Genomic DNA, 15,949 nt, shown 5'->3' with positions numbered 1-15,949 from the left:
TACCGGGCTTATATCTCATCAGTGGTTAATCTCCCGGTCACGACCGGCTAGCCCGCCGAATACCGCCATAATCAGCGCCATCACCGCTACGGCGATTAATGAAATTTGCCATGCGCCGCTGGCGTCGTGAATTTTGCCCATCAGCGGCGGCCCACAGGCAGCCAGCAGATAGCCTACCGTTTGCGCCATGCCGGAAAGCGCAGCAGCCTGATGCGCTGAACTGGCGCGCAAGCCGATAAAGGTCAGGCCGAGGATCATCGTCGCGCCGGAGCTAAAACCGTACAGCAGCGTCCAGATAACCGCTTGTGACGGGTAAAACCAGTAACCGAGGATGCTGATAGCGCACAGCACCGCCATTGAAACGGCAATCCCGCGTTGATCTTTAAGTTTGAGTAGTACCAGCGGTATCACAAACCCCGGTATCGCGGTGGCCAGTTGCAGCAGGCCGTGCAGAGAACCTGCCTGTGCTTCACTATAACCCTGGCTTATCAGAATTGCCGGTAGCCAACCAATAATGACGTAATACACCAGCGAGTTGATACCGAGGAACAGCGTGACCTGCCAGGCCAGCGCCGATCGCCAGATCCCGCGATTATGCATCGCACCACTGCCGGAAAGCGCCGTTGCTTTCGAGGCTCGCCACTGTGGCAACCAGAACAGCAGCGCTAATAGTGGAAAGAACATCAGCATCAGCAGCGCACCGCGCCAGCCAAAACCGCTGACCGCAATCGGTACGACTAACGCCGAGCCTATCGCGGCGGCAACGCCCATCGTTATCGAGTATGCGCCGGTGAATTTCGCCACCTGTGACGCAAAATCGCGTTTGATTAGCCCCGGCAGCAATACGTTGCCGAGTGCAATTCCGCAGCCGATAACCGCTGTGCCGAGATACATCAGCGCCACGGAGGGCAAAGAGCGGATGGCGATCCCGAGGCATATCAGCAGCATGGCGATAAACAGGCAGCGTTCCATACCAAAGCGGCGGGCAAAGCCAGCAACCAGCGGTGAAACAATACCAAACGCCAGCAGCGGGAGTGTGGTTAACAGCCCGGTTTGCGCCGTCGTCAGGCCATATTCGCTGCGAATCGCGTCTAACAGCGGGGCCGCTCCGGTAAAGGTGACGCGTAGCGTCGAAGCAATCAATAACATGCCAACAATCAGCAGCCAGCGGCGGCTGGAAGCCGTAACAACGTGAGACATAGTCTTCTCAACAAAAGTGTGGGGGCGACTAAGATATCCGGTTTTGCTTTGGTTTGAATCAAGCTAAAATGACAGATTATCGCTAAATTCGGACAAAATCATGCTGGGACTCGGTTTAAACGGTTATCACCCGGACAGCCACCAGGAAGCTGCCGTGGCATTTGGTATTCAGGTTGATCAGGATGAGCGGCACATTCCCGAGCATCAGCACCGCAAGGGGCAGCTTATTTTGGCGCTGCGCGGGGCGATTACCTGTGAGGTTGAAAACGCCTGGTGGATGGTTCCGCCGCAGTTTGCGGTGTGGATCCCCGGTGAAGTGCCGCACAGCAACTGCGCCACGCTGCAAGCCGAGCTGTGCTTTTTGTTTATCGAACCTGGTGCGGCGCAAATGCCCGCGCACTGCTGCACGTTGAAAATACCGCCACTGGTGCGCGAGCTGATTCTGACCTTAGCCCAGCGTAATGAGGAGCAGCGGCAAACGCCCGAAACACAGCGGCTGATTCAGGTGTTGTTCGATGAGTTACCGCAACTGCCTGAACACCAGCTACAGTTGCCGGTTTCTGCCCATCCTAAAATTCGCCAGATGGTCAAAATGATGGAGGCAGAGCCTGCTCACTGGCAAACGCTGGCTCAATGGGCCAGCCATTTTGCGATGAGCGAGCGCAACCTCGCGCGGCTGGTGGTGAAGGAGACGGGGCTGAACTTTCGCCGCTGGCGGCATCAGCTACAGCTAATACTCGCTCTGCAAATGTTAGTGCGTGGGCTAAACGTCCAGCAAGCGGCATTGTCTTTGGGGTACGACTCGACGACCGCGTTTATCACCATGTTCCGTAAAGGGTTAGGCCAGACTCCGGGGCGCTATTTAGCGGCGTTATGACTTACCAATAAACAGCGACACGATCCCGGCAGCAATCAGTGGCCCCACCGGTACGCCGCGAAACAGCGCGACACCGAGCACCGTGCCAACCAGCAGCCCGGCTACCAAATGGGGCTGCGTCCCCATGAGCGCTACGCCACGTCCACCCAGCCACGACACGCCGACACCGACGGCAATGGCCACCAGCGATTTCCAGTTTGCAAATGAGTGCAAGAGGGTGGTCGCCGGTAGCGTACCGCTGGCGATAGGCGCCATCACACTGATGGTCAGAATAATAATACCGATGCTCAGCCCCTGTTTTTCCACCCACGGGAAGAAGGTGTTGAGCGGCGTAACGCGGATAATAATTAAAACCAGAATAGACACCGCGACGGTGGTGTTATGGCTGACAAAACCGAGCGCAGCGAGGCCCAGGAGAATCAGCAGGGTGGTATCGAGCATGTTGAGGAGATCCTTGCCAAAAAATAAAAAAGTAAGCCTGCTTACTGTACGCAAGACGGCGCGAGTAAACAGGCTTTTTTCTTTTTTGTCGAGAATTTCAGGTATTTGCCTAAAGACATTCACCAATGGCGTGGTTCATGGGCCGCAACGGCGCATAGACAGAGGAATCGTCTTTAGCTGCGGCTTTCTGCTGTCTGGCGGCGAAAGATGACCTGTTCCGGTTGGGCGATACGCAGGTAATCTTCAGTATTGAGGATGACCGATTTTTCCAGGCTCCCGGCATTGAAGGCGATTTCATCAAAGCGGGTAAACAGCAGCGGGTCGGCCACCAGGCGCAGGGCTGGGTGAAAACTGAACGGTGGGATTGCGCCAAATTCACAGGCGGTCAGCGCGTTGACTTCGGCGGGGCTGGCTAACGACGCTTTCAGGCCACCGATATGCTGTGCCAACTGGGCGAGGTCGGCCTGTTGGTCAGCGGGCAAAATCGCCAGCACGTGCTGATTAACCCCATTACCTTTGACTTTGCACACCAGCGCTTTTGCCCCCTGGCCCAGCGCAGTACCGCGAATTTCAGACACGGCCTCGCATTTACCTACCGCTTCATGTTCCACCACGCGATAGCGCGCCTGATGCGCGTCGAGCAGTGCCAGGAGCTGCTGATGAATATTGGCTGTTAGTGGCTCAAACATATTTCTCTCTTGTTCTCAGTGCGTTGACGCACGGCTATTGCGCTGTTTTTTATCCTCGTACAGACGCTGATCGGCGGCTTTCATCGCCTTATCCAATGTGTCGCCGGGCTGCATTTTATACGCGCCCCACGAGAAACTAACGCGGTTATCAAGGTCGATTTGCGCCAGATGTTGCTGAATACGTTCCGGTATCAGTTGCGCATCTGCTTCGTCGTAGTCTACGAGGATAATGCAAAACTCATCGCCGCCCAACCGCACGCCGTAATCGCTTTTGCGCACCGTCGCGGAAATCGCCTGGGCGAGCATGATAATGGCGCGGTCGCCCTCGTCATGCCCCCAGGTGTCGTTGATCTGCTTTAGCTTATCGCAGTCCAGCGCGATAATCACAATGCTCGCGCCTTGTTCGGTCAGGCGTTGCAAACGCATACTCTGGACGTCAGTGAGAATTTTACGGTTATACAGCCCGGTCAGTGCATCGCTGATATTCTCTTTACTGATGGTTCTGTAAAGCCGGAAGTGGGTGCGCACCAGGTGCAGCAGGGCAATGGTTGACAGCAGGTAGAATAAAAACAGCTTCCAGGAGCTCAGCAGAAAATAGGTGACGTCGAGCGATAGCTCCACGTGCATGTTTTCCGCCAGCGGCCGGCTGTAATTCACATAGCTCAGCAGGTGCGTCGCGCTGCGGTGGACGATAATGTGCGATTGGGTGTCCGAGTCGATAAAGGCGATATCCAGATAACGCCAGACCAATGGACGATCGTAAGTGTAGAAAATATCGCGCATTTCCTGATGTGATAAATCGACCATCACAATGCCTTTCAGTTGTTCACGCTGATAAACCGGCGTCAAAAACGTTAAGGTGTTCTTACGAGTAAAACTATCTACGTAGATACTGGACACCACCGTTCTGCCCAGAAATAGATTTTCGAGGCTGGCGGGCGATATTCCCAGGCGCTTACCGTAAAGATAATTCCAACTAGTTAATGACGGGTCGTTAATAGTCACCGGCGTATTAAAGTAGATATATTGATTCATCAGATCAATATAATAGCGGAAACGTTTTTCCTGCTGCGGCTCATTAGGCCGGGGTGATTTCCATTGCGTATTATTGTCAATAGCGCTGTCGAAAGCCTCCAGCGCAGGCAAGTCTTTTACCCACTGAGAGCAGGGGGTTTTGCCTGCGGTCAGCGAGCCATGAAGCGGTGAATAGCTATGCCCGTCGATGTTCAGGCCGTTGATCTCACCGTTGTGCTGAACGCTGGCGCAGGCGCGCGCGGCGGCTTCCTGCGTCGGCGGGATATCCATGTTACGAGTAAATTGCGATATGATCAGTTGGTTCTGATATTTATCATAGAGAAAGGCCGATTCTCCTTTATCTATGATATATCGCATATATTCGGACATATCACGCTGGCTGGATACCAACTCATAAACCAGAAAGGATGACGTTAGTATTACCACGCCAGAGGAGATGACGAAGCGTAGTAGTTTATTCTGCAGTTTCATGATGAGTCGCGTTCTTCCGTATTAGCCGAAATTTTATCATGGGCTGGTCGGTATCTCTAGCAACTCATTAGCAATGTAAATGATTGACAATGGTGAGTAATACGGCTGCCCCTGGTCAGAGGCAGCCGTATAAACCTACTTTTCACTACCTTGTTTATGAAAAAGCTCGCGAAACACTGGGTAAATATCTTCCTGGTCGCGAATATGCTGAATGGCGAAATTATCAAACATCGCCTGTAGATGTTCATACTCGCGCCACAGGGTCTGGTGCGCCCGTCGGGTGATTTCGATATAGCTGTAATAACGCACGACTGGCAGGATTTTCTTCGCCAGAATTTCATGGCACAACGGTGAGTCATCGGCCCAGTTATCACCGTCTGAAGCCTGTGCTGCGTAGATGTTCCACTGCGCGGGGTCATAACGGGCTTTCATGACCTCATCCATTAATTTCAGGGCGCTGGAGACAATCGTGCCGCCGGTTTCCTGGGAATAAAAGAACTCGTGTTCATCGACCTCTTTCGCCTGGGTATGGTGGCGGATATACACCACTTCCACGTTTTTATACGTCCGGCTCAGGAACAGATACAGCAGGATATAAAAGCGTTTCGCCATATCTTTGGTGGATTGATCCATTGAGCCAGAGACGTCCATCAGGCAGAACATCACCGCCTGGCTGGAGGGTTCCGGGCGCTTCTCGTAGTTCCTGTAGCGCAGGTCAAAGGTGTCGATAAACGGCACGCGGTCGATTTTTGCCCGCAGTTCGGCAATCTCTTTGCGTAAGCGTTCTTCTTCCAATAACTGTGCCGGTTCACTGTTGGCGACCTCATCCAGCGTCTCTTCCAGCGCGTGCAGTTCGCGGCGTTTACCTGCCGTCATCGCGGTGCGGCGGGCGAGGGAGTTTTGCAGTGAGCGCACCACACTGATATTGGCCGGTACGCCGTTGGCGGTAAATCCGGCACGGTGAGTTTTAAACTCGGTGAGCTGTCGCTGCTGGTTGCGTTTGAGATTGGGCAGCGCCAAATCTTCAAACAGCAGATCAAGGTACTCATCTTTGGAAATCTGAAACACAAACTCATCCTGACCTTCGCCATCGGCGCTGGCCTGGCCCTGACCGCTACCGCCACCACCGCCTCCGCCCTGTGGTCGTTCGATACGGTCGTTCTGGACGAAGTGGTCATTACCAGGGTGTACCCGATGACGTAAGCCGCCGCGCCCCTGGTGGAACATCGGCTCGCTAATATCATCCGTTGGAATCGAAACCGATTCGCCGCTGTCGATGTCGGTCACCGAGCGTTTATTGATAGCCTCGGAGATCGACTGTTTAATTTGCGCTTTATAACGGCGCAAGAAGCGCTGGCGGTTAACCGCGCTCTTGTTTTTGCCGTTCAGACGCCGGTCTATAAACCAGGTCATATTCCCCTCCGTACTGCCAACTTCAGTGCCGGATGATGCTGCCGCGTATCCGGCCCAGTGTCTTGTCGTTGTAGGCCCAGCGTGCACCGCCGGGCCTTGTTATTAAGACGATTTACGCACGCGCAGATACCATTCACATAACAGGCGAACCTGTTTACGCGTATAGCCTTTTTCCATCATCCGATCGACAAAATCGTCGTGCTTTTTCTGCTCATCGGTCGAGGTTTTGGCGTTGAACGAAATGACCGGCAACAGCTCCTCGGTGTTAGAGAACATTTTCTTCTCAATGACCGTGCGCAGCTTCTCGTAGCTCGTCCAGTTCGGGTTACGTCCATTGTTGTTGGCGCGGGCGCGCAGCACAAAGTTGACAATCTCATTACGGAAGTCTTTCGGGTTGCTTATCCCCGCCGGTTTCTCAATTTTTTCCAGCTCGGCATTCAATGATTCTCTGTCGAATAGCTGGCCGGTATCCGGGTCGCGATACTCCTGATCCTGAATCCAGAAATCCGCATAAGTGACATAACGGTCAAAAATGTTCTGCCCGTATTCGGAATAGGATTCGAGGTACGCAGTCTGGATCTCTTTGCCAATAAACTCAGCGTATTTAGGGATCAGATAACCTTTGAGAAACTCGAGATAACGCTCGGCCTGCTCTTGTGGGAACTGCTCGCGTTCAATTTGCTGCTCCAGTACGTAGAATAGATGCACCGGGTTTGCCGCCACTTCGGCGTGATCGAAGTTGAACACCCGCGAGAGAATTTTAAAGGCGAAACGGGTAGATAGCCCGTTCATGCCTTCATCAACACCGGCGTAGTCGCGATACTCCTGATAGGACTTGGCTTTCGGGTCGGTATCTTTCAGGCTTTCGCCGTCGTAGACGCGCATTTTGGAGTAAATGCTCGAATTTTCCGGCTCTTTCAGGCGCGAAAGAATAGAGAAGCGCGACAGTGTTTCCAGCGTACCTGGCGCGCAAGGCGCGTGGGTCAACTCACTGTGGTTAAGCAGCTTCTCGTAGATTTTGATCTCTTCGGAGATTCGCAGGCAATAAGGCACTTTGACGATATAAACGCGGTCGAGGAACGCCTCATTGTTTTTGTTGTTACGGAACGTCACCCACTCGGATTCGTTAGAGTGGGCGAGAATAATACCGTTAAAGGGCAGGGCAGAGATCCCCTCCGTCCCGTTGTAGTTGCCTTCCTGGGTTGCCGTCAGCAGTGGATGCAGTACCTTGATAGGTGCTTTAAACATCTCGACGAATTCCATAATCCCCTGGTTGGCGCGGCACAACGCGCCCGAATAACCATAGGCGTCGGGATCGTTCTGGGCGTAATGCTCCAGTTTGCGGATATCCACTTTCCCCACCAGCGCGGAGATATCCTGGTTGTTCTCATCACCCGGCTCGGTTTTGGCGATAGCGATTTGTTCCAGAATCGACGGCCAGACTTTCACCACGCGGAATTTGGTAATATCACCGCCAAAGTCATGCAGCCGTTTAGCCGCCCACGGTGACATAATCGTGCCGAGATAGCGGCTTGGCACGCCGTATTCTTTGTCCAGAATCTGCGCGTCTTCTTGCGGGTTAAACAGGCACAGCGGATGATCGTTAACCGGGCTGCGCTCACCGTTAGCGCTAAGTACGTAAATCGGCACGCGCTGCATCAACGATTTCAGGCGTTCAGCCAGCGACGATTTACCGCCACCAACCGGCCCCAATAAATAGAGAATTTGCTTCTTCTCTTCCAGTCCCTGGGCGGCGTGTTTCAGATAAGAAACAATCTGCTCAATGGCTTCTTCCATACCATAGAATTCTTCGAACGCCGGATAGCGCCCGATGACTCGGTTCGAAAAGAGACGGGAAAGCCGTGGTTCCTGGGCAGTATCCACCATTACAGGCTCGCCAATAGCCGTTAATAGCCGTTCTGCTGCGTTAGCATAGGCACTGCGATCTTGCCGACAAATGGCAAGGAACTCCTGCAATGTGAACTCTTCGTCCTTGGCAGCTTCATAACGCTGGCGATAGTGATCGAATATATTCATGGTATGCCGTCCTTTCGTTTTTTAGCACAGGTTAAGAGCCGTTGGTATGAATAATGGAGGCTCCTGGAAGAGGTAAGCTAAACGCCGCTCACTGGGTTATTCAGCAACCCGTGTGCCAGATTGTTGGACAATTAACGTTAACGCGCGCTGTGGTTACACCTTCTAAAAATAAGCGTAGATGGCATTTGCAAAACTTGCATGGCGATAAAATCGAATTTCAATGACATATCAATAACTCATCAAAAAATTGCGCCATTAATTCTTTTAATCATTTTTACGCTTTCATATGCTTGTCACGCATTTGCAAGCGGGCTGCCATAATGGCGCCGAATAATGACCGGTCGTTCTGTGCAAATGTGGGTAAAAAATTTGTGATAACGCTGACTGGAAGGTAAACTTCCGCCGCTGATACGTTGAATAAAAAGGAATTACAGATTGTGAATCGAATCAAACTTCTAGCCTTAGGGGTACTGATCGCTACTTCTGCTACCGCTGCTCAGGCGGAGAGTAAGTTCACGCTGGGCGCAGGCGTCGGTATCGTTGAACATCCTTATAAACAGTATGACCATGATGTATACCCTGTGCCGGTTATCTCCTATGAAGGCGATAATTTCTGGTTCCGTGGCCTGGGCGGGGGGTACTACCTGTGGAATGATGGTACTGACCAGCTCTCTTTAACAGCGTACTGGTCACCGATGTTCTTCAAGCCTGGTGACAGCGACAACAGCCAGATGCGTAAACTCGACCGTCGTAAGTCAACGATGATGGCGGGGGTTTCCTGGTTCCACCACACGGATTACGGCTCACTGCGCACCACGCTGGCGGGCGACACGCTGGACAACAGCAACGGTATCGTGTGGGACTTGGGCTGGGTTTACCGCTACACCAACGGTGGCCTGACCTTAACTCCGGGTATCGGGGTGCAATGGAACAGCGAAAACCAGAACGATTACTACTACGGCGTTTCGCGTCATGAATCTGCTCGCAGCGGTATGCGTAGCTATGATCCGAACAGTAGCTGGAATCCGTATCTGGAGCTGAGCGCGAACTACCGCTTCGCAGGCAACTGGAGCGTGTTTGGTACTGCACGTTACACTCGCCTGTCTGACGAGATTACCGACAGCCCAATGATTGATAAGAGCTGGACTGGATTACTCTCTACGGGTGTGACTTACACCTTCTAAGCCAGTATTCATTTTCAGTGCGCTGTGCGACAGCTGCACTAAAAATGGGCCTCATGGCGGTGCGTAGCACCGTCATGAGGTGATTGCTTTAAAACGCGTACTTCATCCCCATCATTATCGACGCATCGCTATAACTTTTATCTCCCACCTGCAAGGCCGTACCGCCCCACATATTCAGCGTTGGCGAGATTTGTCCCTGTACGCCCAGTTTCAGTTGCGCGATGTTTTTCGCCCCTTCCTGGCTGATGCGCGTGTTATTCATAATAATCTCGGCGGCATGAGTATTATGCAGCCAATCGGCCTCGATGTAAGGCTTGAACTCGCGACCTTTACCGTCGTCTTCCATGCGATGCCCGCGCAGATACAGGCGCATCCCGAGGCGAGACTGCATATTACCGTGGTCGCTATCTTCAATCCGCGTGCCGTTGGCTTCGGTCAGGCTGTTGCTTCTCACGTCCATCCACGTTAACTGCGCCTGAGGTTCGAGGTAAATCGCCTGACGTTCCGTTTCCCGCAGTAGCAGGTTGTAGCCCGTCTCAACGGAGGCCGTAATACCGTGGCTACGGTAGCGCTCGCCGGGTAAATCGTCGCCATCAACGTGGTTGTTGAACCAGTTATAGTTCAGCCAGCCGTCAAGGTAGATGCCCTGGCGGCTTATCGCGTTTTGATACCAGGTGCCGTAAGCCCCGATGCTGTAGCCGTCCATATCGTTACGCGAACGGTAACCGGTCACGTTCGAAGACGATAAACCAGAGACATTCGCATAGCCCGCCATCAGACCTGCCCCCCAGCGATCGTCACCGTTGGCGCTACCGTGGATAAATTCATTACCCATTTGCGCGACGTAACGGTTCGCGCGTGAACGCACATGCCCCTCGGCGGCGCGGAAGCGGTTTTGCCCACCTTCCTGACGCAGCCAGAAGTTGCTGGCAATATCAGCGCGTTGAGTTCCGGCAAGATTGTATTCGGTTGCCCCTTCGCGATCGTCGAGCGACAGGTTAAACAGCGTATTGCTGGCGGTCTGGTTGATTAAGTAACTCCCGGCTTCCGGGCGATACTGTGGCGTTGGTGCGACGGGATTGGTGGTCACGGAGTCCAGATACCAGTTCTGACCTTTTTGTACCAGGCTGTAATCCCACGCACCGGCGACCGCTCGTCCCGACAGGGAAAATGCGTTGGCAGCAGAGGCGCCGCTAACGCTAATCACCTCAATGCCACGCTGGGTAAGAGCGCCCGCGCCGCCCACATTTGTGACGCTGACGGGCGTATTCCCCGACGTACTGCCGTCAATGCTGAGATGGTCAGTTGGCGAACGGTCATCGCCCAGCGCCGTATTGATCGTTAAGTGGCTATGGCTGCCGCCGGTATAATTACCGCCTACCTTGAGCTGATTTGTCACCAGCGCTGGGCTGCGCGACAGGTTCACCGTGCCGTCATTATCCAGCGCGCCGGTAATGGTAAATGTCGCGGGCGTTGTCGCATCTTGCGTTGGCGAGCCGACGGTTAACGTACTGCCGGATTTAAGCGTCGTGCCGCCCACGCGGCCATCACCGGTAAGGGTTGTCCCCGCATCGGCAATCACCGCACCGACCAATGCGCCGGTGACATCTATTTTCCCCTGCGCCAGCGTGGTGCTGCCGCTAAAGGTGTTGTTTCCGGCAAGCGTCAACGTGCCAGTACCGAGCTTGGTTAAATTACCGCTGCCGGTAATACCCTGCCGGACGGTCGAATGATATTGCTGGGTATCCAACGTGCCACCGGCGCTGTCGATAACTACCGGGCGATCGCTGATTAAATCAAGGTCATTAAGTAGCTGTAACGTCCCGCCATTGAAGGTGAGGGTGCTGCTACTTGCCCCTAAACTGTTGTCCCGGGCGATTTGTAAAACGCCATCGTACAGCGTCCACGGAGTGACGGCGGTTGTCGAATTATCAAGTCGCCAGGTGCTGGAGCCGGTTTTGCTGAAGTGGTCGAAACCGTGATACTGCGCGTTATTACCGATGGCTGAAGCATCAAATTGTGCATTCTGGCTGCCGCCAAGAATCAGCGTATCGTCGCCGTTTTGCGCGTCAACATCACCGATGACGCGATAACCAGCGCGCAGCTCCAGCGAGTTGGTTCCTGAGGTGAAGATAACGGCCTGCGCGCGGCTGCTGCCATCGGCGCTCATGCCCCCTTGCAGCGTGCCGCTATTGATAATGGTCATGTCATTACCATAAACGCCCGTACCGCCGTTACCGCGACTCCCGGTTGCTGTCCCTGCGTCACCTCCGTTACCGCCGGAAATCGTGCCGGTATTCGAGATAGTGCCACCGCCGGTGGTTATGTGCACGCCATCGCCGCCTTTACCGCCATCAGATTTCCCGCTGCCACCGCCGCGATTCCCGCTACCGCCGGTAATGTCGCCGTTATTCTCGACCGAGCCACCGGCGCTAATCAGCACACCGCTACCGCCGCTGCCGCCCGTACCGCCATCGCTTTGATTCCCGCCGCCGCCTGTGCCGCCCAGACCCCCGTGCACGGACGCCCCCGCCGAGTTGGTGAGTGTACCTTTGCCGGTGATGGTCAGCCCATTGCCGCCGAGACCGCCCGTACCGCCGTTGGCGTTAATCCCGTTAGCGTTAGCCCCCGCGCCGCCGTCGCCGCCGACAAACTGGCCTTTGTTTAAGACGTTGCCGGAACCGGCGATATTCACCGCCGTGCCGCCAGTGCCCCCGACGCCACCGCCGCCTGCAGAGTCATCGCCGCCTTTGCCCCCGGAGACAATACCGGAGGCTTCATTGGTGACACTGCCTTGCTGAAGAATATTGATACCAATGCCGCCAGTACCGGAGTCGCCGCCGACCGCCGTTGCCAGATTCCCGCTACCGCCGCCCCGATTACCCGCACCGCCGGTCACTGAGCCAAAGTTTGAAACCTGACCGCCGTCTTGCAGCAGGATCCCAATCCCGCCATCGCCACCGTCACCCCCATCGCCACCGCTCAGGTTGAGGCCGCTGCTGGTGGAGTTCCCGCCGCCGCCCGTCCCCGCGTTGCCGCCGACAATCCGCCCGTTAGCCTGGTTGATGATGTTGCCGCTCCCGACAACCGTAATGCCGCTGCCGCCGTTACCACCGGCAGCGCCGTAACCGAGAACGCCAGTGCCTTGACCGGCTGACGCCGCGCCGCCATTACCGCCATTGCCGCCATTGCCGCCTGTGCCACCGGCTATCAGCCCGCTATTGGTGATGGAGCTGGTATCACTGAGCCAGACGCCATTGCCGCCATCGGCTGCAAGCCCGCCCGTACCGCCCACAGAAGTGACCGAGGTATTCTGGGTGCTATTGGCATCAGCGGCTAAGCCGCCTGTTGCGCCTTGTCCACCGTTGATAGTCCCGGTATTGGTAATATTGCTGCCGGTTGTTGCGGTGACGCCATCGCCGCCTTTACCCCCAGCACCGCCGCTACCAGCATGAATCGTCGCCCCGCTGGTGGTGGAGCTACTGGCGCTGGCGCTGCCGGTGTTGCCGCCTGTGCCGCCAGCACCGCCGTTAATGGTTCCGCTATTGTCATAGCGGCCGTTGGTCGTAATCAGGACACCGCTACCGCCGTTCCCGCCGCCGCCACCGTTCCCGCCGTTACCGGCATCGGCCAGGTTGCTGTCATTCGCGCCGCCGTTCCCTCCGTTGCCGCCGTCGCCGCCGCTGATAATGCCGCTATTGCTCCCTGAACCGTTGATAACAGAACCCGCAGAACCACCGCCACCGCCGCCACCGGCGGCTCCAGAGCCGTTTGTGGCACTGCCGTCCGGTTCCTGATGCTGCCCGCCGTTACCGCCGGTCACCAGAGGATCGTTTTGACTACCGGTTTTGCCGCTCTCGCCGTTGCTGCTGGCCTGACCACGGCCCCCCGTGCCACCCGCGCCGCCGTTACCGCCAACGCCGGTGGTTAAATCCATACTACCGCCGCTCCCCCCTTGCGCACTGGTATCTGGGGTGGCGGCGCTACCATCGGCGCCATCAGCGGAGTGTGCGTCATTTATCCATGCAACGCTCAGCGCCAGACTGACGGTCAGTGCAAGCGCGCTCTGCCGGAAAGGAGGGGTATGAAAAACAGGCATGTGATCCTCTACAAAAACTAAAACCTACAGGCGAAACCGTGGAAGTAGCGGTGAATCAGAGAGTGAATACATCGTGATCCCACAGTGTGGAATAGGGAGGAAGGAGGTTAATGTGTAGACAAAATGATGCAGAATAAATATTTAATGGCACATATTAATTGTTTAATCACCATAGCACAGGGCATTGTTCTGTTTACTTTTGCGGGATGTAAGTTTGACTTAAGGCACTGGTCTAACAATTTTTTGGCAATAAAAAAGTCCGTTGATGTTTGGTGTAAGGAAGCGCGAGTTTAGTTTAGGGGGCTTTTTAAGCGAATAAACGCCGGAGAGGGGCGGGGCAAGATAAGGGGATTATCGCAAGGGAAGTTCAGGGAGGAGGAAATCGTCATGTGATGACGCCAGCCATCACATGACGGGTAACGCGCGGTAGGGCTTAGCGTTTCACGACCTTGATGGTTTGTGACAGGCGAGCCGGTTTTTCTTCGGTCGCTTTCTGCGGTGCACTGGCACATGCGGTTTCAACGCAAACGAAAGTTTTATAACCGTCATCCGGCATATCGGCCATGCTAACAGACAATGCCGGGCCTGGGTTCCAGCCGACGACGTTTACGTGGTGGTGGTGAATCACGTCAATGGTGCGGTTCAGCGCGCTATCCTGGATAACGCTACAGGCTTCTGGGTTCAGATACACGCGATCGGTACGATCCGGGAAGGTTTGCACGCCATCGCTCAGCTCGCCGATTTCAGCGTTCTGCACTTTATCGACGTAACGGTCACCGAGTCCGCTCACTTTCACTGCGTGAATATCACCAACGTTGAAATAGGTGTGCAGCGCGGTAGTGGTTTCGAATTCACCGTGTGCTTCCAGTTCCATCTCGCAGGTTTTACCCAGTTTAAAGCGAGCCAGTAGCGTGAACTCGTGCGGCCAGTATTGGCGCGTTGCATCGCTGCTTTTCAGTTCGAACGTCAGCACGACGCCATTGTCGTCTTCATTATGTGCCTGCAACGTCCACGGCAGATTACGGGCAAAGCCATGTGCCGGGAAGCCTTGCTGCGCTGCCGGGCCAAACCACGGCCAGCAGATAGGCACGCCGCCGCGCAGTGCGACGCCGTTTTTAAATGGGGTGTTGTTGCTCAACCACAGCACTTCTTCTTCGCCAGCCGGCTTCCAGGAGAGCAGGTGTGCGCCCTGTAATGCCAGAGAGGCTTTCACTTTTGGGTGGTCGATAACGATAAGTTCCAGCTCATCAAGCTGGCGACGGGAGAGGACAGGGGTAAGCTGTTTAATGACCGGGAGAGCGAAAATTTTGTTAATCATGATGCAATCCTTGGTGTTTAAAAACTTTTTGCCATAAAAAAAGGCGACCGAAGTCGCCTTTTTGGATCAGTATCTCATCTCAACTTATTTGGAGATGTGAGCGATCAGGTCCAGAACTTTGTTGGAGTAACCAGTTTCGTTGTCGTACCAGGAAACCAGTTTCACGAAGTTGTCGTTCAGTGCGATACCCGCTTTAGCATCGAATACGGAAGTGCAAACTTCACCGTTGAAATCGGTAGATACAACGTCGTCTTCGGTGTAACCCAGAACGCCTTTCATTGGGCCTTCGGAAGCAGCTTTGATTGCTTTCTTAATTTCTTCGTAAGAAGCAGCTTTTTCCAGACGAACGGTCAGGTCAACAACGGATACGTTCGGGGTAGGAACGCGGAACGCCATACCAGTCAGTTTGCCATTCAGTTCTGGCAGTACTTTACCTACTGCTTTAGCAGCACCGGTAGAGGATGGGATGATGTTCTGAGCTGCGCCACGGCCGCCGCGCCAGTCTTTGTGAGACGGGCCATCAACGGTTTTCTGAGTTGCGGTGGTTGCGTGAACAGTGGTCATCAGACCTTCGATGATACCGAAGTTGTCGTTGATAACTTTAGCCAGCGGAGCCAGGCAGTTAGTGGTGCAAGATGCGTTAGAAACGATGTCCTGACCTTCGTATTTGTCAAAGTTAGCGCCTTTAACAAACATAGGGGTGTTGTCTTTGGAAGGACCAGTCAGAACAACTTTTTTCGCGCCAGCGGTGATGTGCTTACGAGCGGTTTCGTCAGTCAGGAACAGGCCAGTAGCTTCAGCTACTACGTCAACACCAACTTCGTCCCATTTCAGGTTAGCCGGATCACGTTCAGCGGTAACACGGATTTTTTTACCGTTAACGATCAGATGACCGTCTTTCACTTCAACGGTACCGTTGAAACGGCCGTGAGTGGAGTCATATTTCAGCATGTATGCCATGTAATCAGCGTCTAACAGATCGTTGATTGCAACGATCTCGATGTCAGAACGTTCCTGAGCAGCACGGAAAACAATGCGACCGATACGGCCAAAACCGTTGATACCTACTTTGATAGTCATATATTCCACCAGCTATTTGTTAGTGAATAAAAGGTTGCCTGTAAAATTACAAAAACCTTACGCAGCGTCAAGCGGAATCGTGTCAATCATTGCGACAAATCAATC

11 protein-coding genes are annotated in these 15,949 nt (G+C 54.3%); 2 read left to right on the top strand and 9 right to left on the bottom strand.

Going from position 1 to position 15,949, the window contains the following annotated elements:
• Nucleotides 1–18: 18 nt before the first annotated feature.
• Nucleotides 19–1,200: a CynX/NimT family MFS transporter gene (locus tag AC6I4B_RS13770; RefSeq protein WP_497765865.1), complete on the bottom strand. Its 1,182-nt coding sequence runs from the start codon at nt 1,198–1,200 to the stop codon at nt 19–21.
• A 100-nt stretch (nt 1,201–1,300) separates the two neighbouring features.
• Here AC6I4B_RS13770 and AC6I4B_RS13765 point away from each other — a divergent pair, with 100 nt between their 5' ends.
• A complete protein-coding gene (locus tag AC6I4B_RS13765; protein WP_497765863.1) occupies nt 1,301–2,077 on the top strand; it encodes an AraC family transcriptional regulator in 777 nt (258 codons plus the stop codon).
• Here AC6I4B_RS13765 and AC6I4B_RS13760 read toward each other — a convergent pair.
• The 5 genes from AC6I4B_RS13760 to yeaG form a co-directional block, all read right to left on the bottom strand.
• Nucleotides 2,072–2,518 (bottom strand): DUF441 domain-containing protein, encoded by a 447-nt coding sequence (locus tag AC6I4B_RS13760; RefSeq protein ID WP_497765862.1) that lies wholly within the window; start codon nt 2,516–2,518, stop codon nt 2,072–2,074. The genes AC6I4B_RS13765 and AC6I4B_RS13760 overlap by 6 nt on opposite strands.
• Nucleotides 2,519–2,691: 173 nt before the next feature.
• Nucleotides 2,692–3,207: a YbaK/prolyl-tRNA synthetase associated domain-containing protein gene (locus AC6I4B_RS13755; RefSeq protein WP_497765860.1), complete on the bottom strand. Its 516-nt coding sequence runs from the start codon at nt 3,205–3,207 to the stop codon at nt 2,692–2,694.
• A 15-nt stretch (nt 3,208–3,222) separates the two neighbouring features.
• Entirely contained in the window at nt 3,223–4,713 is a 1,491-nt protein-coding gene (dgcJ, locus tag AC6I4B_RS13750) for a diguanylate cyclase DgcJ (RefSeq protein ID WP_497765859.1), read from the bottom strand.
• A gap of 135 nt (nt 4,714–4,848) precedes the next feature.
• On the bottom strand, nt 4,849–6,126 hold the full coding sequence (locus tag AC6I4B_RS13745) for a YeaH/YhbH family protein (RefSeq protein WP_497765857.1): 1,278 nt from the start codon (nt 6,124–6,126) through the stop codon (nt 4,849–4,851).
• A gap of 102 nt (nt 6,127–6,228) precedes the next feature.
• The gene (yeaG, locus tag AC6I4B_RS13740) at nt 6,229–8,163 is read right to left on the bottom strand and encodes a protein kinase YeaG (RefSeq protein ID WP_497765856.1); all 1,935 of its coding nucleotides are present in this window, start codon (nt 8,161–8,163) and stop codon (nt 6,229–6,231) included.
• A gap of 437 nt (nt 8,164–8,600) precedes the next feature.
• Here yeaG and AC6I4B_RS13735 point away from each other — a divergent pair, with 437 nt between their 5' ends.
• Nucleotides 8,601–9,347: a MipA/OmpV family protein gene (locus AC6I4B_RS13735; protein ID WP_497765854.1), complete on the top strand. Its 747-nt coding sequence runs from the start codon at nt 8,601–8,603 to the stop codon at nt 9,345–9,347.
• Between the two features lie 88 nt (nt 9,348–9,435).
• On the opposite strand, the gene AC6I4B_RS13730 is transcribed toward AC6I4B_RS13735, so the two are convergent.
• From AC6I4B_RS13730 to gapA, 3 genes are all read right to left on the bottom strand, one after another.
• Nucleotides 9,436–13,446 (bottom strand): autotransporter outer membrane beta-barrel domain-containing protein, encoded by a 4,011-nt coding sequence (locus tag AC6I4B_RS13730; RefSeq protein ID WP_497765852.1) that lies wholly within the window; start codon nt 13,444–13,446, stop codon nt 9,436–9,438.
• A 433-nt stretch (nt 13,447–13,879) separates the two neighbouring features.
• A complete protein-coding gene (locus AC6I4B_RS13725; protein ID WP_497765850.1) occupies nt 13,880–14,764 on the bottom strand; it encodes a D-hexose-6-phosphate mutarotase in 885 nt (294 codons plus the stop codon).
• Between the two features lie 84 nt (nt 14,765–14,848).
• Nucleotides 14,849–15,844: a glyceraldehyde-3-phosphate dehydrogenase gene (gene gapA, locus AC6I4B_RS13720; protein ID WP_096757311.1), complete on the bottom strand. Its 996-nt coding sequence runs from the start codon at nt 15,842–15,844 to the stop codon at nt 14,849–14,851.
• Nucleotides 15,845–15,949 lie beyond the last annotated feature (105 nt).

The sequence above is a fragment of the Kluyvera fluvialis genome (genome assembly GCF_059725275.1).
Note: the sequence above shows the minus strand (reverse complement) of the source record. Positions and strands in the feature narration are given on the sequence as shown.

What these genes read in the sequence shown, in the direction of transcription:
- dgcJ (WP_497765859.1), bottom strand. Translation starts at nt 4,713, where the DNA reads ATGAAACTGCAGAATAAACTACTACGCTTCGTCATCTCCTCTGGCGTG.
- yeaG (WP_497765856.1), bottom strand. Translation starts at nt 8,163, where the DNA reads ATGAATATATTCGATCACTATCGCCAGCGTTATGAAGCTGCCAAGGAC.
- AC6I4B_RS13745 (WP_497765857.1), bottom strand. Translation starts at nt 6,126, where the DNA reads ATGACCTGGTTTATAGACCGGCGTCTGAACGGCAAAAACAAGAGCGCG.
- AC6I4B_RS13725 (WP_497765850.1), bottom strand. Translation starts at nt 14,764, where the DNA reads ATGATTAACAAAATTTTCGCTCTCCCGGTCATTAAACAGCTTACCCCT.
- AC6I4B_RS13755 (WP_497765860.1), bottom strand. Translation starts at nt 3,207, where the DNA reads ATGTTTGAGCCACTAACAGCCAATATTCATCAGCAGCTCCTGGCACTG.
- gapA (WP_096757311.1), bottom strand. Translation starts at nt 15,844, where the DNA reads ATGACTATCAAAGTAGGTATCAACGGTTTTGGCCGTATCGGTCGCATT.
- AC6I4B_RS13730 (WP_497765852.1), bottom strand. Translation starts at nt 13,446, where the DNA reads ATGCCTGTTTTTCATACCCCTCCTTTCCGGCAGAGCGCGCTTGCACTG.
- AC6I4B_RS13765 (WP_497765863.1), top strand. Translation starts at nt 1,301, where the DNA reads ATGCTGGGACTCGGTTTAAACGGTTATCACCCGGACAGCCACCAGGAA.
- AC6I4B_RS13760 (WP_497765862.1), bottom strand. Translation starts at nt 2,518, where the DNA reads ATGCTCGATACCACCCTGCTGATTCTCCTGGGCCTCGCTGCGCTCGGT.
- AC6I4B_RS13770 (WP_497765865.1), bottom strand. Translation starts at nt 1,200, where the DNA reads ATGTCTCACGTTGTTACGGCTTCCAGCCGCCGCTGGCTGCTGATTGTT.